At 72.3% G+C, this 22007-nt stretch carries 17 protein-coding genes; 11 read left to right on the forward strand and 6 right to left on the reverse strand.

The features are described from left to right. The first annotated feature begins 31 nt into the window (after positions 1 to 31). The 4 genes from LDL49_RS11065 to LDL49_RS11080 all read left to right on the forward strand — a co-directional run bounded on the left by LDL49_RS11065 (position 32) and on the right by LDL49_RS11080 (position 8917). Entirely contained in the window at positions 32 to 5257 is a 5226-nt protein-coding gene (locus LDL49_RS11065; protein WP_225290877.1) for a tetratricopeptide repeat protein, read from the forward strand. A 61-nt stretch (positions 5258 to 5318) separates the two neighbouring features. Continuing rightward, positions 5319 to 6047, forward strand: coding sequence for a TetR/AcrR family transcriptional regulator (locus LDL49_RS11070; protein ID WP_225290878.1), 729 nt, complete (start codon positions 5319 to 5321; stop codon positions 6045 to 6047). Then, positions 6044 to 8536, forward strand: a complete 2493-nt coding sequence (locus LDL49_RS58305) for a PEP/pyruvate-binding domain-containing protein (protein ID WP_225290879.1) — start codon at positions 6044 to 6046, stop codon at positions 8534 to 8536. Before LDL49_RS11070 ends, LDL49_RS58305 begins: the two co-directional genes overlap by 4 nt. Before the next feature lie 36 nt (positions 8537 to 8572). Beyond that, positions 8573 to 8917 (forward strand): hypothetical protein, encoded by a 345-nt coding sequence (locus LDL49_RS11080; RefSeq protein WP_225290880.1) that lies wholly within the window; start codon positions 8573 to 8575, stop codon positions 8915 to 8917. A gap of 66 nt (positions 8918 to 8983) precedes the next feature. Here LDL49_RS11080 and LDL49_RS11085 read toward each other — a convergent pair whose 3' ends face one another. From LDL49_RS11085 to LDL49_RS11100, 4 genes are read right to left on the reverse strand one after another with little or no spacing between them, the layout of a single operon-like run. Continuing rightward, positions 8984 to 9949: a glycine betaine ABC transporter substrate-binding protein gene (locus LDL49_RS11085; RefSeq protein ID WP_225290881.1), complete on the reverse strand. Its 966-nt coding sequence runs from the start codon at positions 9947 to 9949 to the stop codon at positions 8984 to 8986. Between the two features lie 54 nt (positions 9950 to 10003). Next, on the reverse strand, positions 10004 to 10771 hold the full coding sequence (locus LDL49_RS11090; protein WP_225290882.1) for an ABC transporter permease: 768 nt from the start codon (positions 10769 to 10771) through the stop codon (positions 10004 to 10006). Continuing rightward, the gene (locus LDL49_RS11095) at positions 10768 to 11826 is read right to left on the reverse strand and encodes an ABC transporter ATP-binding protein (RefSeq protein WP_225290883.1); all 1059 of its coding nucleotides are present in this window, start codon (positions 11824 to 11826) and stop codon (positions 10768 to 10770) included. Before LDL49_RS11095 ends, LDL49_RS11090 begins: the two co-directional genes overlap by 4 nt. Continuing rightward, positions 11813 to 12466: an ABC transporter permease gene (locus tag LDL49_RS11100; RefSeq protein WP_225290884.1), complete on the reverse strand. Its 654-nt coding sequence runs from the start codon at positions 12464 to 12466 to the stop codon at positions 11813 to 11815. The genes LDL49_RS11095 and LDL49_RS11100 overlap by 14 nt, the downstream gene beginning before the upstream one ends. 152 nt (positions 12467 to 12618) lie before the next feature. Here LDL49_RS11100 and LDL49_RS58310 point away from each other — a divergent pair, with 152 nt between their 5' ends. Beyond that, a complete protein-coding gene (locus LDL49_RS58310) occupies positions 12619 to 13848 on the forward strand; it encodes a PucR family transcriptional regulator (RefSeq protein ID WP_225290885.1) in 1230 nt (409 codons plus the stop codon). Between the two features lie 17 nt (positions 13849 to 13865). Here LDL49_RS58310 and LDL49_RS11110 read toward each other — a convergent pair whose 3' ends face one another. After that, entirely contained in the window at positions 13866 to 14720 is an 855-nt protein-coding gene (locus tag LDL49_RS11110) for an SGNH/GDSL hydrolase family protein (protein ID WP_225290886.1), read from the reverse strand. Between the two features lie 125 nt (positions 14721 to 14845). Then, entirely contained in the window at positions 14846 to 16102 is a 1257-nt protein-coding gene (locus LDL49_RS11115) for an MFS transporter (RefSeq protein ID WP_225290887.1), read from the reverse strand. Positions 16103 to 16186: 84 nt separating this feature from the next. Here LDL49_RS11115 and LDL49_RS11120 point away from each other — a divergent pair, with 84 nt between their 5' ends. The 6 genes from LDL49_RS11120 to LDL49_RS11145 all read left to right on the forward strand — a co-directional run bounded on the left by LDL49_RS11120 (position 16187) and on the right by LDL49_RS11145 (position 21986). After that, positions 16187 to 16666: an RrF2 family transcriptional regulator gene (locus tag LDL49_RS11120; RefSeq protein ID WP_225290888.1), complete on the forward strand. Its 480-nt coding sequence runs from the start codon at positions 16187 to 16189 to the stop codon at positions 16664 to 16666. A 136-nt stretch (positions 16667 to 16802) separates the two neighbouring features. Beyond that, the gene (locus tag LDL49_RS11125; protein WP_225290889.1) at positions 16803 to 17834 is read left to right on the forward strand and encodes a LacI family DNA-binding transcriptional regulator; all 1032 of its coding nucleotides are present in this window, start codon (positions 16803 to 16805) and stop codon (positions 17832 to 17834) included. A gap of 243 nt (positions 17835 to 18077) precedes the next feature. Beyond that, positions 18078 to 19172, forward strand: coding sequence for a Gfo/Idh/MocA family protein (locus tag LDL49_RS11130; protein ID WP_225290890.1), 1095 nt, complete (start codon positions 18078 to 18080; stop codon positions 19170 to 19172). After that, positions 19169 to 20086: a DUF6807 domain-containing protein gene (locus tag LDL49_RS11135; RefSeq protein WP_225290891.1), complete on the forward strand. Its 918-nt coding sequence runs from the start codon at positions 19169 to 19171 to the stop codon at positions 20084 to 20086. The genes LDL49_RS11130 and LDL49_RS11135 overlap by 4 nt, the downstream gene beginning before the upstream one ends. Then, positions 20083 to 20802 carry a cupin domain-containing protein gene (locus LDL49_RS11140; protein WP_225290892.1) on the forward strand — a complete coding sequence of 240 codons (720 nt, stop codon included), beginning with the start codon at positions 20083 to 20085 and terminating at the stop codon, positions 20800 to 20802. The genes LDL49_RS11135 and LDL49_RS11140 overlap by 4 nt, the downstream gene beginning before the upstream one ends. A gap of 65 nt (positions 20803 to 20867) precedes the next feature. Next, positions 20868 to 21986, forward strand: a complete 1119-nt coding sequence (locus tag LDL49_RS11145) for a LacI family DNA-binding transcriptional regulator (RefSeq protein WP_225290893.1) — start codon at positions 20868 to 20870, stop codon at positions 21984 to 21986. Positions 21987 to 22007: the final 21 nt, after the last annotated feature.

Here is a 22007-nt window from a genome sequence, read left to right on the forward strand (position 1 = left end):
TTCACAGTATTAAATGACTGGGGAGTGCAATATGGAGTCAGAGCAGCTGGCCGCGGCGATGAAGTGCTGGGAAGCGGGGGATCCCGACGCGGCGGCCGTGCTGTTCAGGGAGATCGCCGCCACCGGCGATCCCGAGGCGTCGCACCTGCTGGCCTGCCTGCTGGAGGAGCAGGGCGATCTCGACGGCGCGGAGGCCGCGCACCGGTCGGTGATCCTTTCGGGCGACCCGGTCTTCGGGCAGCGCTCCGCCATCGCCATGGGCATGATGCTGGTCGCCGCCCGCGAATGGCCCGCCGCGCACCGGGTGCTGATGATCGCCTGCGACGGCGCCGACTTCGAGGTGGCCGCGCTCGCCGAGACGGCGCTGGTGCTCGTCCTGACCGAGATGGGCGATGCCCAGGGCGCCAAGGAGGCGCTGGAGCGGGCGCGCCGGTGCGACAGTCCCGCCGTGGCCCAGATGGCCGCCCAGCTGGAGCTGCCGGACTTCGCCCCCCAAGATCCGGGTACGGCCCGTGACCTGTTCGAGCTGGCGGACAGCGAGGACGACTACCGTGACCTGCTGACCTGCGGCGATCCCGACGTGGTGTCGCTGTCGGCGTTCCGGCTCTACCGGATCCACGCCGACGAGGGGGACTTCGCGGCCGCCCGCGAGGTGTGCGAGCACGCGATCGCCGTGGGCCACCCTGACCACCTGGCCACCGCCCACCGGCTGCTCGGCGCCGCCCTCGTCGATCTCGGCGAGTACGCCGAGGCGGCGGCCTCCTACGCCGAGGCCGCCGAGGACCCCCGGCCCGAGGAGCGGCTGCCCGCGCTCATCGAGCAGGCCAAGGTGACCGCGCAGCTCGGCGACGTGACGGCGACGAAGGCGATCTTCCACCGGGTGGTCGCCAGCGGCCAGCGGGAGTACGCCGTCGAGGCCCAGGCCTGCCTGGCGCAGATGCACACCGAGGCCGGGGAGGTGGGCGAGGCGCTCGCGGCGCTGCGGGCCGTACTGGAGGCGGGGGAGTCGGACTGGTCGTCGATCTCCGTCACGCTGCTCGGCCTGCTGCTCGACCGGCACCCGGACGAGCGGGAGCGCGTCATGGCGCTCGTGGCCGAGGCGGCCGAGCACGCCGACCCCGACGCGGCGTTCAAGGCCGCGCTGCTGCTCGACCACGCGGCGCGGCAGCAGCCGCTCGCCGACCCGGTGGAGGAGCAGGCGCTCCTGGACGTCGACGAGGCGCTGCGCCACCTGCAGGCGGGCGACCTGGCCGGGGCGCGGCGGCTGCTGCGCGGCGCCATCGACTCCGGCGCGGCCACGCAGTCGGTCCGGGCCATGATGACGCTGGCCGAGCTGGAGCTGGGCGCGGGCGACCGGGAGCAGGCCGACGAGCTGCTGTCCTACGTGGCCGAGGGCGACGACCTGCTGCAGGGCTTCAGCGCCGAGTTCTTCCTGCACCTGCTCCGCGAATCGGGCGACGAACCGCACCCGGTGCTGCGGGCGGTCGTCGACCACCAGCGCCTGGGCAGGGAGGAGGGGCTGGTCCGCTACCGCGAGGCCATGGAGCACCCCGCGACGGCCGCCATCGGCACCGCGGTGTTCGCGCAGGTGCTGGCCTCCATCGGGTACGACCTGTCGGACGCGGCCCGGCTGTTCCACGCGGCGGCCGACTCGGGTGACCCGCTCGCGCTCTCCTATACGGCCACCATCTTCAAGGACGTCCTGGTGAGCCAGGGCCAGACCGAGGAGGCGGTCGCGCTGCTGCGCCGGGCGCGGGCCGACGGGCATCCGGTGCTGGCGGCTTGGGTGGCGTACGGGCTGGGTGAGCTGCTCGGTGAGCGCGCGAACGATTCCGGCGAGGACGTCGGCGGAGGCCCCCCTGAGGGCTTCGGCCAGGACGGCGGCGGGGGTGTGGACGCGGGTGCGCGCGAGCTTGACCTGGCGGAGGCGCGGGCCGCGCTGACCGCCGCGATGGAGACCGGCCACCGGGGGCTCCGTCTGGAGGCGGTGGGCGCGCTGCTCGGGCTGTTCGAGCGCCAGGGTGACCTGCTGGCCGCGTGCCGCCTGCACGAGCGGCTCATCGCCGAGGGCGACCCGGTCCAGGCGCCGCGCCACGCGTGGCTGCTCGGGCTCACCCGGGTGCGGCTTGACGACCTCGACGGCGCTCGGGCCGCGTTCGGCCGCGTTCCGGAGGCCCACTCGGAGGAGAGGGAGACAGGACGCTACGCCCGGCTCCTGCTCGACCGTGACTTCCGTGCGGCGGCTGCGGCCTTTGAGGCGATATCGGATGAGGGCAGGGCGTGGATGGCGTCCATGCTCGCGCTGCAGGCCGCGCACGCCTGGCGGCGGCAGGGTGAGACGGCCGCGGCCGACGGGTCGCTGTCCCTGGTGCTCGGTGTCGGTCACCCGGACTTCCGGCAGGAGGCGGCCAGTTACCTCGGCGCCCTGCGCCATGACGCCGGCGACCCGCACGGCGCGATCGCCGCCTGGCAGCAGGCGGTGACCGGTCCGGACGAGGGCCTCGCCGCCATCGCGCGCCGCGACCTCGGCCGGGCCTGGCACGCGCTCGGCGACCTCGACGCGGCGGCGCGGACGTACCGAGAGGTACTCGCCGGGTACGGCGCGGTGCCCTCGGCGCAGGCACAGCAGCGGCCCCCGGAGGCGTACCAAGGGGCGGTGGTCGGGGACGGCGAGGTGGTGGCGCGCCAAGGGACGGTGGATCCGGTCGACGGGGTGCACGTGGCCGAGGCCGCGTTGCGGCTGGGGGAGATCCTGGTCGCGACCGGCCGGCCCGGCGAGGCCCGTGAGGTGCTGCGGGAGGTGTTCGGCGAGGTGGCGGCGGCCCCGCAGCTGGCCCGGCTGCTGCGTGACGGCGGCGATCTGGACGGCGCGCTCGTGGCCGCGGCCACCGCGGTGCGGACCGCGCCGGCCGAGGGGGCGGGGGAGGCGGGGTGCCTGCTGGGCGGGCTCCTGGCGCGGACCGGCGACCTCGCGGGCGCGCGGGCGGCGTTCGAGCGGGCCGTGGCGGCCGATCCGGAGGCGGCGGGGTCCACACTGCTGGAGGCTGGGCGCCACCTGGAGGAGGCGGGCGACCCGGAGGCCGCCCGCTCGGCCTACGAGCGCGCGGCGGCCCAGGACACCGACCGGCGGGCCGCGGCCACGGCCCGGGTCCGGCTCGGCACGGCCTCGCCGGAGGAACGGCCGTGGGTGCTGGCCGCCGAGGGCGACCGTCAGGGCGCGCTGACGGCGCTGAGCGAGCTGACCGGGTCGACGACGATGGCGGGGCTGCTGCTCGCGCTGGACGCCGGCGACATAGCCGAGGTACGCCGCCTCCTGACGGAGACGAGCGGGTTCTCCGCGGAAGGCGCCGAGACGAGCGGGTTCCCCGCCGACGACGCGTTCGCCGAGACGCTGGAGATGGCCAGGACGAGCCGGGACGAGGACTTCGCCAGGGCGCTCTACCTGCTGGTCGCCGAGGTGGGCGAGCCCCGGTGGGCCGAGCGCGCCGGTCTCCAGCTCGGCGCCGAGCTGGCCCGCGACGGTCAGTACAGCCAGGCCGAGCTGTGCTTCCTGCCCGCGACCGAGAGCGGCGACGACGAGATCGCCCTCATGGCGTGGCGCAACGTCTCCGTCGTCCGACGCCGGCGCGGCGACCTGGACGGAACCGCCGAGGCGCTGCGGGCCGCGCTGCCGGCGACCGCCGTCGAGCTGGCCGCCCTGCTGGAGGAGCGCGGCGACCTGACGGGCGCCGGTGACGTGCTCGAGCGCGGCGCCGCGGCCGGCGATCTCACCTGTCTGTGCCACCTGCTCGTCAACCTGCTCCAGCGGCAGGAGTACGCGGCCGTCGCCGCCCAGGCCGAGCTGGCCGTCGGCACCGGTGATCCCGAGACGGTGACCATGGGCTACTGGGTGTGGGGCGACGCGTGCAAGGCGACGGGTGACCTGGCGGGCGCGGTCGACATGTACCGCAAGGGGATCGACACCGGTCAGCCGATCGCCGGCATGCGCGCCGATCTCGCCGACGCCCTGCACGCTCTGGGCGACAAGGCGGCGGCCGTCGGGCAGGCGCGGCTGGCTCTCGAGTCGGGCGAGGACGACGCCGTGGCCAGGGGCGGCATCCAGCTCGGCTGCTGGCTGCACGAGGACGGTGACCCGCTCGGGGCGGCCGAGGCGTTCGGTGCCGCCGCGGGGACCGGGTCGGCGCTGGCCCAGACCGCCCTGGACAACGTGAACGCCCTGGCCTACCAGGCGTACGAGCGGGGCGAGCACGCGCTGGCCGTACAGGTGCTGTCGCATCTGGGGCCGCACGCCGGTGCCAAGGCCAGGGAGCTCGCGGAGCTCTGCGACGACCCCGAGGCCGTCCACCTCTACTACGAGCTGGTCGGCTCCGACGCCTTCACCGAGCTGGGGGTGGCCGAGCGGCTGGCCGAGCTCGGTGAGACGGAGCGGGCGCGGGCCGTCTACGAGCGGCTGAACGAGCACGAGGATCCCGATGTGCGGTTCGTCGCGGGCGGCAGGCTGCTGGCGCTCCTCGACGCCGAGGACGACTCCGCCGCCTTCTACAGCCTGGCCGAACGGCAGGCGGGTGACGCCGACAGCCCGGTGCGGTCGGTGTTCGGCAGCCTGCTCGGCATGCTCCAGGGCCGGCAGGGCGACACCGAGGCGTCGCTGCGCACGCTGCGGGAGGCGGCCGAGGGCGGTGAGCCCACCGCCCTGAGCGTGCTGGCCCAGGCCCTGGTCGGGACCGGAGAGGTGGCCGAGGGCAGGCAGGTGTACCAGCGGGTGCTGGGCGCGGGCGACGACGAGCTGGCGGCCAGGGCGATGGTCGCGCTCGGCCGCAGCTACCACGACGAGGACGAGGACGAGGCCCGCAAGTGGTACATCCGGGCGGTGAACGCGGGCACGGGACACGTCAGCGCGCTCGGCGCGATGTACCTGGGGGCGCTGGCCAAGCGGGAGCGGGACTTCCCCGAGGCGCTCGGCTGGTACCAGCGGGTCATCGACTCGGGAGACACCGAGTCGGGCATGGCGGCCGCCCATCTGGGGGAGCTCTGCTACTGGCTCAACGACCGCGACGGGGCCGTGCGCTACTACGAGCTCACTCTGGGGCTGACCGAGCAGCCCGAGCTGGTCGCCGAGGCCGCCTTCCGCCTGGGGGAGATCCGGTACGCCCACGGCGACCTCACGGTGGCCAGGCGGATGCTCCGGCTCGCCGCCGGCACCGACGACTCGACCTTCGCGGCCGACGCCGAAGAGCTCCTGGCCAAGCTGGGGTGAACTTGCGGGTAATTAAATGACCATCTAGTCTCATCTAGTCAAACATTTGAGGTGAGACTAGATGGCCAGAGTGGGACGGCCCCCGCAGGATCCCGCGCGCCAGCTGGAGCGGGCGCACCGGATTCTCGACGCCGCCGCCGAGCTGTGCCTGCGCTGGGGCTACGACAAGACGACCATCGACGACGTGGCCCGGCAGGCCGACGTCGCCAAGGGCACGATCTACCTGCACTGGAAGACCCGCGAGATGCTCTTCGCGGCGCTGATCCGCCGTGAGCGGGTCCTTCTGGTGCGTGAGGTCCGCGAGCGCGCGCCCGCGGACCTGCGCGAGCTGCTCCGGGAGCTGGTCGGTGGGCTCCTGCGCCGGCCGCTGATGAGGGCGCTGATCCTGGACGACTCGGAGGTGTTCGGCAAGCTCAGCAGGCAGAAGAAGAGCAGCCAGACCACGCTCGATCTGGGCGCCGCGTTCGGAACCTACCTCCAGGACCTGGCCGGGCGGGATGTGCTCCGCTCGGACCTGACTCCCGCCGAGCACCTCGCGACCCTCGCCTCGGTCATCTACGGGTTCCTGTTCACGCAGAAAATGATGCCCGAGCAGATGCGGATGCCGGAGGACCGGCTCGTCGAGCTGGTCGCCGACACCGGCGTCCGCGCCATGGGCACCGGCGCCACGCTGTCGGAGGACGACGCGCGGGCCGTCAGGCTGGCCACCCTCGGCTATCTCGACACCATGCGGGAGATCGCGGAGCAGAAGCTCGCGCTCTCCCTGGGCGCTAAGGAGCGTGTCACGTGAGGGTCCTCCTCCCTCTCGACGATGCCGCCGCGGACCTCGCGACAGCGGGCGGAAAGGGCGCTTCCCTGGCCAGGCTGACCAGGGCAGGACTGCCCGTTCCCGGCGGTTTCCACATCACCACCGAGGCCTATCGGGCCTTCGCCGCGGACTTCCGCGACCGGATACTCGACGCGGCCGCCGCCGGCGACGCCGCCGGGATCGCCGCCCTGTTCGCCGGGCACGACATGCCCGCCGCCGTCGCCGCGGAGATCCGCACGGCATATGAGGCGCTGGGCGACGACGTGCCGGTGGCCGTCCGCTCGTCCGCCACGGCCGAGGACCTGCCCGGCATGTCGTTCGCCGGGCAGCAGGACACCTACCTCAACATCAGGGGCGACGCGCTGCTCGACGCCGTCAAGCGCTGCTGGGCCTCGCTCTGGAACGCCCGCGCCATCGCCTACCGTGAGCAGAACGGCGTGCCGCACGACGACGTCGCGCTGGCCGTCGTCGTGCAGCGACTCGTGGACGCCGACGCGGCCGGCGTCATGTTCACCGCCAACCCGGTCAACGGCGCCCGCGACGAGATCGTCATCAACGCCTCCTGGGGCCTGGGCGAGGCGGTCGTCGGCGGCCAGGTCACCCCCGACACCGTCGTGGTCCGCCACGGCGCCGTCGCCGAGTCGCGGATCGGCGACAAGACCGTCATGACCGTACGCACGCCGTCCGGCACGCGCGAGGAGCCCGTCCCCGAGGAGCTGCGGCGCCGGGCCGTCCTCGACCCGGCGCAGACCGCCGAGCTGGCCACGCTCGGCTCGCGCATCGAGGAGCTGTACGGCACGCCGATGGACGTCGAATGGGCCAGGCGCGACGGCTCCTTCTTCATCGTCCAGGCCCGTCCGATCACCGGCATCAAGCAGCCGGTCGAGGAGTGGAACGACAGCCTCAAGGGCGAATACCTGTGGACCGGTGGCAACCTCGGCGAGGCCATCCCCGACGTGATGACGCCCGTGACCTGGTCGTTCGTCCGCATGTTCATCCATGAGGCGATGGCCGCCTCGGCGCTGCCCGGATTCGACCTGGTCGGCAACATCGGCGGCCGCTTCTACATGAACCTGAGCGTCATGTACACGATGGCCATCTCGCTCGGCATGCGGAGCCGGCTGGGCGCCGTAGAGCAGATCTTCGGCAAGCTGCCGCCCGGCCTCGACGTGCCGCTGCTGAAGGTCTCCCGCTGGGAGATCGTCAAGAAGGTCGTGCCGTTGGGGATCAACATCCAGAAGCGCGTCCGTACGAATCTCAAGGGCATGCCCGCCTTCCTCGCCACCGCGCGGCGGCGCGCGGAGGAGTTGCGCGCCCGCGTCGCCACCACGGAGACCGGCGCCGAGCTGGCCGCCCTGTGGGAGCGCGAGATCGAGCCGTACGTCGTCACCAGCTGCCGCACCCTGGAGGCGGCCGGCCGGCAGGGCGGGGCCACGCTCGTCTACACCCGCGACAAGCTGCGCAAGATGATGGGCGACGTCGACGCAGAAGCCATGCTCACCGGCGCCAACACCGACGGCGAGCTGGCCAGCCTCGGCCCGGTCATCGGGCTGGGCAGGCTGGCCAGGGGAGAGATCGACCGGGACACCTTCGCCCAGCTGTACGGGCATCGGGGGCCCCACGAGTTCGAGGTCTCCATTCCGCGCCCCGGCGAGGATCCGGCGTGGATCGACGCGCAGCTGGCCGGGCTCCGTGACGTGAGCGCCGACACCGACGCCCTCCTCGCCCGCCAGAAGAAGGCGCGCGAGGAGGCGTGGGCGCGGTTCGCCCAGCGTTACCCCCGCCAGGAAGCCAGGATGCGGGACCGGGTCACCCGATGGAACAAGGTCGTCCGCGACCGCGAGACCGCCCGGTCGGAGAACATGCGGGCGTTCTGGGTGCTGCGCGCCTTCGTGCTGCGGGCCGGGGAGCTCACGGGGCACGGCGACGACCTGTTCTTCCTCTACCTGGAGGAGATCCTCGGCCTCCTGCGCGGCGACGCCTCCGCGCTGGAGCGGGTTGCGGCCCGGCGGGCGACCTACGAGATGTACGCGGCGCTGCCGCCGTACCCGACGCTAATCGTCGGGCACTTCGACCCGGTGCGCTGGGCCGCCGACCCCGACCGGCGCGGCGACATCTACGACGCGCGCGGTGGGAGCGTGCCCGTCAGCGACACGGTCACCGGCTTCCCCGGCGCGCCGGGCATCGTCGAGGGGATCGCCCGGGTGATCTCCTCGCCTGAGGACGGCGACCGGCTCAAGCCCGGCGAGATCCTCGTGACGACGCTGACCAACATCGGCTGGACCCCGATGTTCCCGCGCGCCGCCGCCGTGGTGACGGACATGGGGGCGCCGCTGTCGCACGCCTCGATCGTGGCCCGCGAGCTGGGCATACCGGCGGTGGTCGGCACGGGGAACGCGACGATGCGGCTGCACGACGGCGACCGCGTCCGGGTGGACGGCGAGGCGGGCACGGTCGAGCTGCTGGGCTGAGGGGTGCTCGGGCGGCCGTCGGGTAGGCCGGAGATCGTGCACGCATCCGGTCGCCGCGCCTGGCATGAGCTGCCCCGCCCCCTGGTGGAGGAGGCGGAACGCCGCCTCGGCTCCGCCGTACGCGGCTTCGAAGAGCGCCGGGGCGGCTTCTCGTACGGCGTGCTGGGCGTGGCCACCCTGGACGGCGGCGAGCGGGTGTTCGTCAAGGCCGTACCCGCGGACTCCGGCCACGCGGCCGACTACCGCTCGGAGGCGATCGTCGCGGCGGCGCTGCCCGCCGGGGTTCCGGCGCCGCGCTTCGTTTCTCCTGCGAGGCCGGCGGGTGGGTGCTGCTCTGCTCCGACGTCGCGCCCGGCAGGCTCCCGCACGCCCCCCACCTGAGGGAGCGGCGCGAGCACTCACGCCGGGCCACGATCGGCCGGCTGCGCGGCCGGTGGGGATGACCTGCTAGGCGGCTGACTTGCCGAGGAAGCCCGAGGTGCTGAGCCAGTCGGCGGAGACCTTGTCCGGCTCCTCGCCGTCGACGTCGACCCGGGCGTTGAGCTTGCGCATGGTCGTGTCGTCCAGCTTGGCGATCACCGGCTTGAGCACCTTCTCCAGCGCCGGGTACTTCTGGTAGGTCTCGTCCCGTACGTTGACGGCGGCGTTGTAGATCGGGAAGAAGTGCTTGTCGTCCTGCAGCACGGTCAGGCCGAGCGCGGCGATGCGCCCGTCGGTGGTGTACACCTCGCCGAAGTTGCAGGTCTGGCCCTTGTCGGTCTCGGTGTAGACGACACCGGTGTCCAGCTGGCTGATCTTGTCCTTCGGGATGTTCAGGCCGTACGCCTTGGACAGCCCCGGCAGGCCGTCGTCACGGGTCGAGAACTCCGACTCGACGCACAGCGACGCCTCATTGGGGTTGGTCTTGGCGAGTTTCGCCACGTCGGAGACCGTCTTGACGCCCAGCTGCCGGGCCTTCTCGGAGCGGATCGCCAGGGCGTAGGTGTTGTTCAGCGGCGTCGGCCCGATCCAGCGGATCTTGTTCTTCGCCAGGTCCTCCTCCGAGGTGGCCTTGAACTGCTTGGCCGAGTCCGGGATGGGGGTGGCGTTCTTCAGGTGCTCGATCCAGCCGGTGCCCGAGTAGTCCCAGTACATGTCGATCGCCTTGGACGTCAGCGCCTGGCGGTTCGGCACGGTGCCGCCGAGGTTGGTCTTGTCCACGACCTCGGCCCCGTGCGCCTTGAGCAGCTGCACGGCGATCTGGCCGAGCACGATGTTCTCGGTGAAGTCCTTGGAGCCGATGACGAACTTCGCGCCGGACAGCTCGTCGCCCGCGCTGGCGGCCTCGACGGCGTCGCCCGAGCCGCAGGCGCTCGTGGCGGTCAGGGTCAGGGCGGCGGCGGAGAGCAGGGTGAACGTCTTGCGGACACGCATACGAAAAACACCTCTTGAAGCTGGCTTACGGTACTTGCGGTACGAGAGGGGGACTCAGATGCCGCGCGGCTTGAGCAGGTTCTCGGCGAGCCCGCCGAGCCAGTCGATGAAGAAGGCGATGCTCGCCGTCAGCACGGCGCCCGCGATGGTCACGGGCATGCGGTTCAGCTTGAGCCCGTTGATGATCAGCTCGCCGAAGCCGCCCGCGGCGACGAACGCGCCGAGCGTGGCGACGCCGACGGTCAGCACGAGCGCGGTCCGCAGCCCGGCGAGGATCGCCGGCACGGCCAGCTTGAGCTCCACGCGGCGCAGAATCTGTCCCCTGGTCATCCCCATGCCGCGCGCGGCCTCGATGAGCGCCGGGTCGACCTGCTGCACGCCGACCATCGTGTTGCGCAGTACGGGCAGCACCGCGTAGGCGACCAGGCCGACCAGGGCGGTCTGGAAGCCGACCCCCAGCAGGAACGTGCACAGCACGAGCAGCCCGATGCACGGTATCGCCTGGCCCAGGTTGGCCACGGTGAGGATGACGGGGGTGATCAGCCGGTTGCGGGCCCGGGAGGCGACGATGCCCAGGGGGATCGCGATGACCACCACGAGCGCGGTCGCCACGAGCGTCATCTGGATGTGCTCGACGGCCTTGGCGAACAGGACCTCACGGGTGAGGCTGCGGCTCTCGATCGAGTCGAGGTTCTGCGCGCCTAGCCAGGCGTACAGGGCGAGCAGTACGCCGCAGAGGGCGATGGGGGTGATGGCGTACCGCAGACCTGGCACGCGCCCGAGCGAGCGGGGCCGGCCTGCGCCGAGGGTCGCGGTGGTCACGTGCCGACCGCCTCCCCTCGTGCGGCGTCCGGCACGGGCGCGGTCCTCACCGGCGTCGATCCGGATCCCACCGACTGCAGCCGCGGGGCGGGTGCTGGTTCGGTTCCCACGGCCTCGCACAGCGCGCCGTAGGTGAGGACGCCGGACGGCGAGCCGCAGCGGTCGGTGCCGTGCGCGAGCATGACGTCCAGCGCCTCGCGCAGGCTGGCGTCCGCGGCGATCTGCGGCAGGTTCGCGCTACCCGGCTGCTGCCCGCACTCCACGTCGGCCACGCGCAGCAGCGCGAGACGCTTGAGGGTGGCGTCCGCGCCGATGAAGCCGGCGACGTAGTCGTCCGCCGGGTTGGCCAGGATGTTCGCGGGGGTGTCGTACTGGGCGATGTGCGATCGCTCCTTGAGCACGGCGATGCGGTCGCCGAGCTTGATGGCCTCCTCGAAGTCGTGCGTGACGAAGATGATCGTCTTACGCAGCTGCTTCTGGAGCTTGACGAACTCGTTCTGCAGGTGCTCGCGGGTGATGGGGTCGGTCGCGCCGAAGGGCTCGTCCATCAGCATCACGGGGGGATCGGCCGCCAGCGCCCTGGCGACGCCCACACGCTGCTGCTGCCCGCCGGACAGCTCGCGGGGATAGCGGTCGTGGAAGGCCGACGCCTCCAGGTTGACCAGGGAGAGCAGCTCCTCCACCCGGTCGGCGGTCTTGGCGGCGCTCCAGCCGAGCAGGTTCGGCACCAGGCCGATGTTCTGGCCGATGGTCAGATGCGGGAACAGTCCCACCTGCTGGATGGCATAGCCGATGTGCCTGCGGAGCTCGTCGGGATGCAGGCTCAGCACGTCCTCGCCGCCGATGCGGATCTCGCCCGACGTGGGCTCGACCAGGCGGTTGATCATCTTCATCGTGGTCGTCTTGCCGCACCCGGACGGGCCGACGAAGACCACGAGCTCGCCGGCGGGGATGTCGAGGTCGACGTGGTCCACCGCGGGCGCGGGCTGTCCTGGGTAGTGCTTGGTCAGCGCCCGCAGCTCGATGCTTGCGCCTCCGGTGTCACGATCGAACACGAAGCCCCCTGGGAATGGTCAGTTGACGTACGGCGAAGAAGAACAGGTCGAACAGCACGGCGATGACCACGATGCCGAGCGTGCCGGCGAGCGTCGCGTTGAGCGCGTTCACCGAGCCCAGCCGGGACAGGCCTTCGAAGATCTGCGTGCCGAGGCCGGGGCCGTCGACGTAGGCGGCGATGGCCGCGATGCCGATGAGCATCTGCGTGGCCACGCGCACCCCGGTGAGGATCAGCGGCCAGGCCAGTGGCAGCCGCACTTTCAGCAGGACGCGGGTCCGGCTCATGCCCATCCCGCGTCCCGCCTCCACCATGGAGGCGTCGACGCCGCGCAGCCCGGCCACCGTGTTCCTGATGATCGGCAGGAACGCGTACGCGGTCAGCGCGACCAGCGTGGATCCCCAGCCGAGTCCGGTGATCGGGATGAGCAGGGTGAGCAGGGCGAGGGACGGGACCGTCAGGATCGCGGCGGAGATCGCCAGCGAGATTCCCCGGGTTTTCGGAAGGTCGTGGGCGAGCAGCCCGATGCCGACGCCGACTGCCGTGGAGACGCCGATGGCGACGCCCACGACGAGGGCGTGTTCCCCGGCGGCCAGCGAGAGGGTGTCCCAACGTGAGACGACGTACTCGCTGAAATTCATAGAGTGACCGCCTTTACTTACGCTTGCATGAGTCCGTAAACGTACGTGACTATGTGCTGTCAGCGCAAAGTCAGCCGAGGTCAGAGGCATGCACGGGTGCTCGTGAAGCCCTGTCCATTGCGGAAATGCGTCCGTTTTGGCAAGGTTTGACGGTGGCGTGCCCCCTCACCCTGGCCGGCCGCCCCGTACATGAGACGCTTGATCGCCAGACCACCAAACTGGCCAGGCAGCTGGTGCGGAGCTTCGCCGAGGAGATCCCGATCTACCGGCGCCTGCCCAGGGAGGAGCTCGACGGCGACATCACCCGGATCACCGAGGACAACCTGCGGCTGATCTCCCGGATGTTCCGCGACGGCCGCCCGCCGACCAGGGCGGAGCTGGCGCCGCTGCGCTCCTCGTCCGCGCGCCGGGCCCGGGAGGGTGTGCCGCTGGACGACCTGCTCACCGCCTATGCCCGCGGGGCGCGGATGGTGTGGGAGCACCTGTTCGCCGCTGCGACGCCGGCCGACTTCGAGGACGTCCTGGCGGCCAACCGGCTCATCCTCGTCTACACGCAGGCGGTGACGAGCGCCGTGTGCACGGCGTACCTGGAAGAGCGCGAGAGCATGCTCAGCCATGAGCGGCACACCATGCACGCGACGGTGTCCGCGCTGCTCGCGGGCGACAGCGCGGCTCTGGCGGGGGTACGGCTCGCACGGCGCTACCTCGTGCTGGCCGTCGCGGCGGGCCGGCACGCCGACGAGGACTCCGACGAGCCGGGCGGGTCCATCGCCGGGCGGCGCAAGCTGCACCGGATCACCACCGCGCTGCGCCGGCACGCCAGGGAGCCGGTGCTGTCGGTGCTCGACACCACGGGCGGGCTCGTGCTGGTGCCGTGCGGCGGCGACCCGCTGGACGGGCGCCTTGCTCATGTCGGCGAGATGGCCGCCGCGACTCGTGCCGACATGAGCAAGGCCGCTGGGGTGCCGGTGTGGGTCGCCGCCGAGCTCGCCCCGCCCACCGGGGTGCCGGCCGCGGCCAAACTGGCGGAAGAGGTGCTGGAGGTGGTGCAGCTCTTCCAGCGGCCGCCCGGCGCGTACCGGCTGGCCGACGTGCTGCTCGAATACCAGCTCACCCGGTCGAGCGAGGCGACGGCGGCGCTGGCCGGGCTGCTCGATCCGCTGCTGGACAATCCCGACCTGCTCAGGACGCTCAAGGTGTACCTGGACACGGGGCTCGACCGGCGGCGGTCGGCCTCACTCCTGCACGTGCACCCGAACACGGTCGACTACCGCCTGCGCAGGGCCGTCAGCCTGACCGGGCTGGATCCCGTCGACCCCGCGCATCTCCAGCGCATCGGCGCGGCGCTGGCCGCCCGTCGCCGGCTCGGCCACCGCCACTGACCCGTCTTTCCGCCGTCTCAGACGCCTGAGACGGCGGCCGTGACCACGGTGGCGAAGTTGCTCATGCCGAGCGCGTTCGGGTGGAAGGGGGCGGCCGGCGCGGCCGGGACGTACGGCTCGATCCACCGCACACCCGGCGACGCGCACGGGTCGTGGCCGACGCTCGGGGTCTGCAGGTCGATGAAGCCGACGCCGGCGGCGGACGCCTGCTCGGCCAGCATCTGGTTGAAGTACCGCAGGGTGGCGCGGATGTAGTTGGCGTCGGCCTTGATGATCGGGACGCGCGGGTAGCAGCCGTTCGGCGGGGCGTAGGTGGCGTAGCCGACCATGAAGATCCGGGCCTGCGGGGCGCGGGCCCGGATGTCGCTCATGAGCGTGGTCAGGCGCGAGCGCAGCGCGTCCGTCTTCACCCGCCAGCTGTCCTGGCCGTCCACGATGTAGTCGTCGTTGCAGGCGTCTCCGACGGGCGGCGGCAGCAGGTTCAGGCAGTCCTCGATGAAGCCCGTCAGGCCGACGTCGTTCGCCCCGATCTGCACGGTGACGAGGGTGGTGTCCTGGCTGAGCGCGTCGAGCTGCGGCGCGACCGAGCCGAGGTCCGTGCTCTGCCTCTGGTACATGTCGCCGGTGTCGGCGCCGGAGCACGTGACGTCGCGGAACGTACGGGCGCCGATGGCCTGCGCCGTCAGGTGGGCGTAGTTGTGGTCGGAGCGCCAGCAGCCGAGGTCGGGGATGACCTGGTTGGGCACGAGTGGTCCCGAGGCGGCCGAGTCGCCGAGGGCCACGTACACGTCGCTCTGCGCGGCCTGGGCGCCGGGAGCGAGACCTAACGCCAGGACGGCCGCTGCGAGCACGGTCAACATCCGTCGGACCATGGAGACTCCTTGGGCAAGGGGTGGTGGGGGGTGAGGAGTTCGACGCGCAGACAAACGATGAGCCGCAAAGGTCATTCTGTGAATTGGACCGGGCGGTAAATCCGGGCGGTCAAATCTGTGACGCCTCACAAATCCCGGCCGATCGCGGTCGCTCCCGTGCGCTCGCCCTCACGTAGCCGGGCGATGGGGAGCAGCATGGCGGCGGTCAGCCCGCTGAGCAGGCCGAACGCCAGGTGGAAGTCTCCTGTGGCGTCACGTAGCGCTCCTACCAGCACGGGCACCAACGCGGCGCAGGCGTAGCCGACGAAGAACGCCATCGCGCTGATCCGCCCGGCCTCGGCGGCGTCGCGGCTCACCACCACGGGCAGCGTCAGGACGAGCGTGAACAGCCCGCCGTGACCGACGCCCAGGGCGGCGATCCACACCCAGGTGGCCGTCGCCGGTGCCGCCGCCAGCCCCGCGAACCCGATCGCGGTCAACGCCGTCGTCAGCACCAGCCCGGCGCGCCGGTCCCGCCCCTCGCCCAGCAGCGCCGGTACGGCCAGCATGGCGACGACCTGGATGGAGATCATGACGGTCAGCAGCACGCCCGCAGCGGTGGCGTCACGGTGCCCGTCCTCGTGGAGCAGGGGGACGACCCAGGCGAGTTCGCAGTAGTACAGGGCGGAGTTGACGGCGGACAGCACGGTGATGCGCCAGGCCAGACCGCTCCGCCAGGGCAGCCCCTTGGTGACAGGGCCCGCTGGAGTCGCCGCCTGGGGCGCATCGGTCTGGCTCGCACCGGGTCGGTTCGTACCTGCGAGGGCGGGGGTGCTGTCGAGGTTCAGGGAGGTGCGGGAGGCCGACCAGATCGCCATGCCCGCCACCGCGAGCACCGACCAGGAGGCCAGCGCGCCCGGCCAGGAGCCGAGGGCGTCGGCGAGGGGCGCCGTCACCCCGGCCGCGACCGCGCCGCCCAGGCCGAGGCCGGCGGTGTAGATGCCGGTGACCAGGCCGGCGCGGTCGGCGAAGCGGGTCTTGACCACGGCCGGGAGCAACGTCTGCGCGATCGCGATCCCGGCGCCGACGGCCGCCGCGCAGATCAGCTGCAGCCAGGCGGAGCCGCCGAAGACGCGGGCCGCCGTCGCCACGGCGATGACGGCCAGCCCGAGCAGCACGCCGTGCCGCAGCCCGTACCTGCGGCCGACCACGGCGGCCAGCGGCGCGCAGACCCCCATGGCCAGCGTCGGGATGGTCGTCAGCAGCGCCACTCCCGTGGCGGACAGGTCGAGGTCGGTTCGGATGCGGTCCACCAGAGGGGACACCGCGGCGATCGCCGGTCGCAGGTTCGCCGCGGCGACGAACAGCGCGACGGCGGCCGCGCCGAGGGCGGTACGCGTCATGGAGGGCTCCCAGTTGATCTCGGATATTTTCCATCCGAGTTCTATCACGGACATTCGTTGTCCGGAATGGGTAGGCTGCCTCACATGAAGATGTCCAACGGAGTGGAGTGGGCGCTGCACAGCTGCGTCACGCTCAGCCAGAGCCGGGACCCGGTGCCCGCGGCGCGGCTCGCGGAGCTGCACGGCACCCCGCCGGCGTACCTGGCCAAGCACCTCCAGGCGCTCTCCCGAGCGGGCATCGTACGGTCTACGGCCGGGCAGGTCGGCGGCTACCTCCTCACCCGGCCGGCCGCGGCGATCACCGTGCTGGAGGTGGTCCAGGCCATCGACGGTGACTCGCCCGCCTACCGGTGCACGGAGATCCGGCAGCAGGGGCCGCTGGCCGTACCGGCCGAACGGTGTGACCGGCCGTGCGCGATCGCCCGCGCGATGGCGCTGGCCCAGGAGGCCTGGTCCGGCGCGCTGGCGGGCATCACGATCGCGGACCTGGCGGCGGGCATCGACGCCGACAGCGACGGTACGGCCATGGCCGACGTACGCCGCTGGCTGGCCACCCCCGCGTGACCTGCGGCCCACAACGCCCGCGGCGTCTTGTGGTCAGCGCGTCTGCGCTGAGAGTCGTTCGCGGCCGGTCGCGGGTGACCGTATCCAGTATGGTCGGGCCGATCGGCCGGTTGTCCTGGCGCGAGAGGAACCTCGAATGCCCCATGCGGCCAGACCCACCGTCACCTTGCACGATGTGGCCGCGGCGGCCGGGGTCTCGGTCGCGACCGCGTCCCGGGTGCTGGGCGGCAGTTCCCGTACGGTCGCGCCCGAGTACGAGCGGCGGGTGCTCGCCGCCGCGGCCGAGCTGCGCTACACCGCCGACCTGTCGGCCAGGGCGATGCGCAGGGCCGGCGACGCGATCACGCTGGTCGTGGACGACCTCACCACGCCGTCGATGGGGATGATCGTGGCGGCGATGGAGCGGCGGGCCCGTGCGGCCGGGGCGTTCGTCACTGTTTCGGCAACTCGGGCGACGCCCGAACGGCAGCTCGAAACCGTTCGCCTGCTCCGTGCGCTGCGCCCCCGGGCCCTCGTGCTCACCTCCAGCCGGTTGGTGGCCAACGCGATCGAGGGCCGCCTGTTCAAGGAGCTGCAGGCGTACGAGCGCGAAGGCGGCCGGGTCGTGATCGTCGGCGTCGCCGAGGAGTCCTTCGACTCGATCGAGTTCGACGATCAGGGCGCCGCTCGGGCGCTCGGCGCGTTCGTCGCGGAGTCGGGGCATCGGCGGGTGGTGATCTTCGGTGGAGCCCGTGAATGGGCCAACCTGTCCGCGCGCGTTTCGGGATTCACCGAGGGGCTGGTCGGCGGTGGGGTCGAGGATCGGCACATCCGGATCATGGACTGCGAGATCAGCCGCCAGGGCGGGTTCGACGCGGCGCGGCGGCTGGTCGCCGAGGGGTTGGGGGAGACGGACGCGGTTCTCGCCGTCAACGACGTAGTGGCGATCGGGGCGATGTCGGCTTTCCGGGCCGCCGGTGTGCGGGTGCCCGCTGATGTCTCGGTAACCGGGATCGACGACATTCAACTGGCCGTCGACGTGACGCCTCGATTGACGACCGTGGCGCTTCCGCTGGCGCGTGTCGGTGCCGAGTCGATCCGCCTGGCGCTGGCCGAACGCACGGCACCCGCGCATCTGACCGTGCAGGGCGAGCTCGTCGTCCGGGAAAGCACGGCTCACCGCCTCTGACCAGCCGGCCCGAGTACCCCGCCGCGCCTCACCTCGGCAGGCCCACGGGTCCGTGCCTCGGCAAGCCCACGGCCTCGCCTCGGGAATCCCATCGGCCTCACTGGGCAGTCCCATCGGCCTCACCCGGCGGCCCCAGGGGTCTCGTCTGCCCCGAAGCCGGCTCTTGACGCTCGCGTAACCGCCATGCAGACTGCGGAATACGTTTTCCCAGCCACGTCAAGCCGCCCAGGAGGCCAGGCACACATGTCCCCACGCAGTTACCGGACCGCCATCGTCGGAACCGGCGGGATCGCCACCGCCCACGCGGAGGCCGTGCGGGCGTCCGGCGGGCGGGCCCGCCTCGTCGCCACGGCCGACGTGGACCTCGACCGGGCCAAGGCGTTCGCCGAGACCTGGGACGCGCCCCGGGCGTACGCGAGCCTGGAAGAGCTGCTGGCCGAGGAGCAGGTGGACCTGGTCTGCCTGTGCACCCCGCCCGAGCAGCACGCGCCGCTGGCGGCGCGCTGCCTGGAGGCCGGGGTCACGGCGCTGGTGGAGAAGCCGCCCACGCTCTCGCTGGCGGAGTTCGCCGAGCTTCGCGAGGCGGAGAGCCGCTCGACGGCGCACGTGGCGACCGTCTTCCAGCACCGCTTCGGCCCCGCCGCTGTCCGGCTGCGCCGGCTCGTGGCGGCCGGTGAGCTCGGCCGGCCGCTGCTGGCGACCTGCGTCACCCAGTGGTACCGCGACGAGGCCTACTTCGCGGCGCCCTGGCGCGGCACCTGGGAGAAGGAGGGTGGCGGGCCGACGATGGGCCATGGCATCCACCAGTTCGACCTGCTGCTGTCGGTGCTCGGACCCTGGGAGGAGGTCACCGCGCTGGCCGCCCGCCAGGCCCGCGCCACCGACACCGAGGACGTGTCGATGGCGCTGGTGCGGTTCGAGAACGGCGCGCTGGCCTCGGTGGTCAACTCGGTGATCTCGCCGAGGCAGACCTCCGAGCTCAGGTTCGACTTCGAGCGGGCCACGGTCGAGGTGGCGCACCTGTACGGCTACACCGACGAGGACTGGACGCTGACCCCGGCCCCCGGTCACGAGGAGATCGCCTGGACGCCGGGGCCGGTCACCGCCCCGAGCGGGCACGGCGACCAGCTCGCGGCGGTGCTCGACGCGCTCGACCAGGGCGAGCCGCCACCGGTGACGCTCCAGGACGCCGAGCGGACGATGGAGTTCATCGCCGCGCTGTACGCCTCCGCCTTCACCGGCGAGCGCATCAAGGCAGGCCAGATCAGCCCGGCCAGCCCGTTCTGGCGGCGAATGGATGGAAGCGGTACGCCATGGGACAAGGCGGGTGCGCGATGACGCTCCAGGTCTGCCACACGCTCGACCGGTCGATCGCCGTCACGGCGGGGGACGTCGAGCTGTTCACCTACACCTACCGGCCCGATACTCCCACGCTGGAGTCGCCCAAGCCGTACCTGCACCCGATCAGGACCCTGGCCGGTGAGGTCGTGTCGCTGTTCAGGCCGCACGACCACGTCTGGCACAAGGGGATCGCCTGGTCCCTGCCGCACGTGGGCGAGCACAACTTCTGGGGCGGCCCCACGTACGTCCACGGCAGCTTCTACGTACAGCTCGACAACAACGGCAGCGCCGTGCACCAGGAGCTGACCACGCTGTCGGCGGAGGGCGAACGCGCCGAGATCGGGCACCGGCTCGGCTGGCGCTCCCAGGCCGGGCAGCCGGTCATCGACGAGCGGCGCACGCTGACGGCCCAGGTGCTGGACGACGCGACCTGGGTGCTGGTCTTCGAGACGGCCATGACCAACGTCTCGGGAGCCGCGCTCGACATCGGCTCGCCGACCACCAAGGGCCGCGAGAACGCCGGCTACGGCGGCCTGTTCTGGCGCGGCCCGAGATCGTTCACCCAGGGCATCGTTCAGTCGCCGACCGGCGCCGGAACCGGGGACGACCTGCGAGGGACGCGGGCGGAGTGGTTCGGCTTCCGCGGCCGGCACGACGGGAGCGGCGGCTGGTCGACCATCGTCATGGTCGACGACGCCGCCAACCCCCAGCACCCGCCGCAGTGGTTCGTCCGCAGTGAGGAGTTCGCCTGCCTGTGCCCGGCGCCGTTCTTCAGCGAGGAACTGCGGGTCGCGGACGGGGAGACGGTCGGCTTCCGGTACGCGGTCGTGGTGGCCGCCGGAGACCACGGCGAGGAAGGCGCCCGGCACCTGGCCGACCAGGGCCGTGACGCGTTGGGGGTGCGCTCATGACCTTCCCCGGCGGCACGTCGGTCACCCGGTTGTCGGTCTACTCGGGCGCGTGCTCCGATGGCCTGGAAGGCGGCACACCGCACATGCACACCGCCTCCACCGAGGCGTACGTCGTCATCGGCGGTAGCGGCGCGTTGCAGACCTTGGACATGCGCGGTTTCCGGGAGACGGAGCTGAGCCGCGGTTCGACGGTGTGGTTCACGCCGGGCACGATCCACCGGGCGATCAACCGAGGTGGTCTGGAGGTGGTCGTGGTGATGCAGAACGCCGGGCTGCCCGAGGCGGGTGACGCGGTGATGACGTTCCCGCCGGAGATCGTGGCCGACGCGGCCCGTTACCGCGAGGCGGCCACGCTGCCTGCCGGCGCGGGGGTGGAGGAGGCGGTGCGGCGTCGGCGTGATCTGGCCGTGGCGGGGTTCCTGCGGCTGGCCGAGAGCCTGGCCGACGGGGATCAGGGACCGTTGCGGGAGTTCTATGACAGCGCGGTCGCGTTGGTGCGTCCCGCGGTCGCGGGCTGGCGGCGTACCTGGGAGGACACCGTCGCCCGGCAGACCCACCACACCGCCGAGGTGCTCGACGCGCTGGAACGCGGCGACGGGACGCACCTGCGCGAGGCCACGCTGCTCGAATCCCCGCCCGAAGCCCGCTGGGGCATGTGCGGCCGCCTGCACACTCACGACGTCGCCCACCCGCAGGTCCACTCGGCCCCCAGCTGACCACGCTCCCCGCCGACCCACCGCTTCTTCTCCCTGGATCAGACGGGGCTGAAACAATGTGCGGCATGGCCGAAGCCTCGCCTGAAGGGCGTCCGTCACCGGCGACCCTGCACGATGTCGCGCGGGAGGCGGGCGTCTCCATCGCCACGGCGTCGCGCGCGCTCAACGGCAGCACACGCAACGTCCGTACGGAGAACGTCTCCCGGGTGCTGGCGGCGGCGGCCAAGCTCGACTACGAGCCGCACCTGTCGGCCCAGGCGATCGCCAAGGGCTCGACGCGCACGGCGGCCTTGGTGGTGGGCGACGTGGCCGACCCCTACTTCTCCGCCATCGCCGCCGGGGTCAGCCGGGTGGCCGAGGCGGCCGGACTCATCGTCACCATGGCCGTCGCCGACCGGTCACCCGACCGCGAGCTCGAGATCGTCAGAACGGTACGTGGCCAGCGCCCGCGCGTCATCATCATCGCGGGCAGCCGCGTCGAGGGCGCCGGCACGCGTGAGGCGCTGGTCGAGGAGCTCGAGCAGTACCGCACGGCCGGTGGGCGCGTCGTGCTGATCAGCCAGCAGGACCTGCCGTTCGCCACCGTCACCATCGACAACCGCGGCGGGGCCAGGCGGCTCGCCCGCGCGCTGGCCGGGGTGGGGTACCGGCGGTTCGCGGTCGTCCACGCCCCCGACCGGGTCCGCACCTCCCGGGACCGGGTGGACGGCTTCACCGAAGGGCTGCGCGAGGTGGGCATCGCCCTGGACGGCCGGTTCCTGCTGGAGACGGAGTTCACCCGCGCCGGCGGCTACGAGGCGGCCCGCGAGCTGGCCGGACGCGGGCTAGAAGGGATCGAGGTCGTCTTCGCGGTCAACGACGTGATGGCGATCGGCGCGATGACGGCCTTCCGCGACGCCGGGCTGGTGCCGGGCGAGGACATCGCGGTCGCCGGGTTCGACGACATCGGCTCGGCGGTGGACGTCGTGCCGGCGCTCACCTCCGTGGCCGTGCCCCTGGAGGAGGCCGGCGCGAGCGCGATGCGCCTCGCACTCGCCGAGAGCGCGGGCTCCGAGGGCGTGGAGTCCGAGAGCGCGGAACCCGAGAGCGCGGAACCCGTACGGATCGAGCCCTTGAAGGTCGGATCCGCGCGGATCGAGACGCGGGTGATCCTCCGCGAGAGCACCCCTCCCCGGCCGCGTTGATCGCGAGCCGTATTATCCGCT

It is taken from the genome of Nonomuraea aurantiaca (assembly GCF_020215705.1).
GTDB lineage: Bacteria > Actinomycetota > Actinomycetes > Streptosporangiales > Streptosporangiaceae > Nonomuraea > Nonomuraea aurantiaca.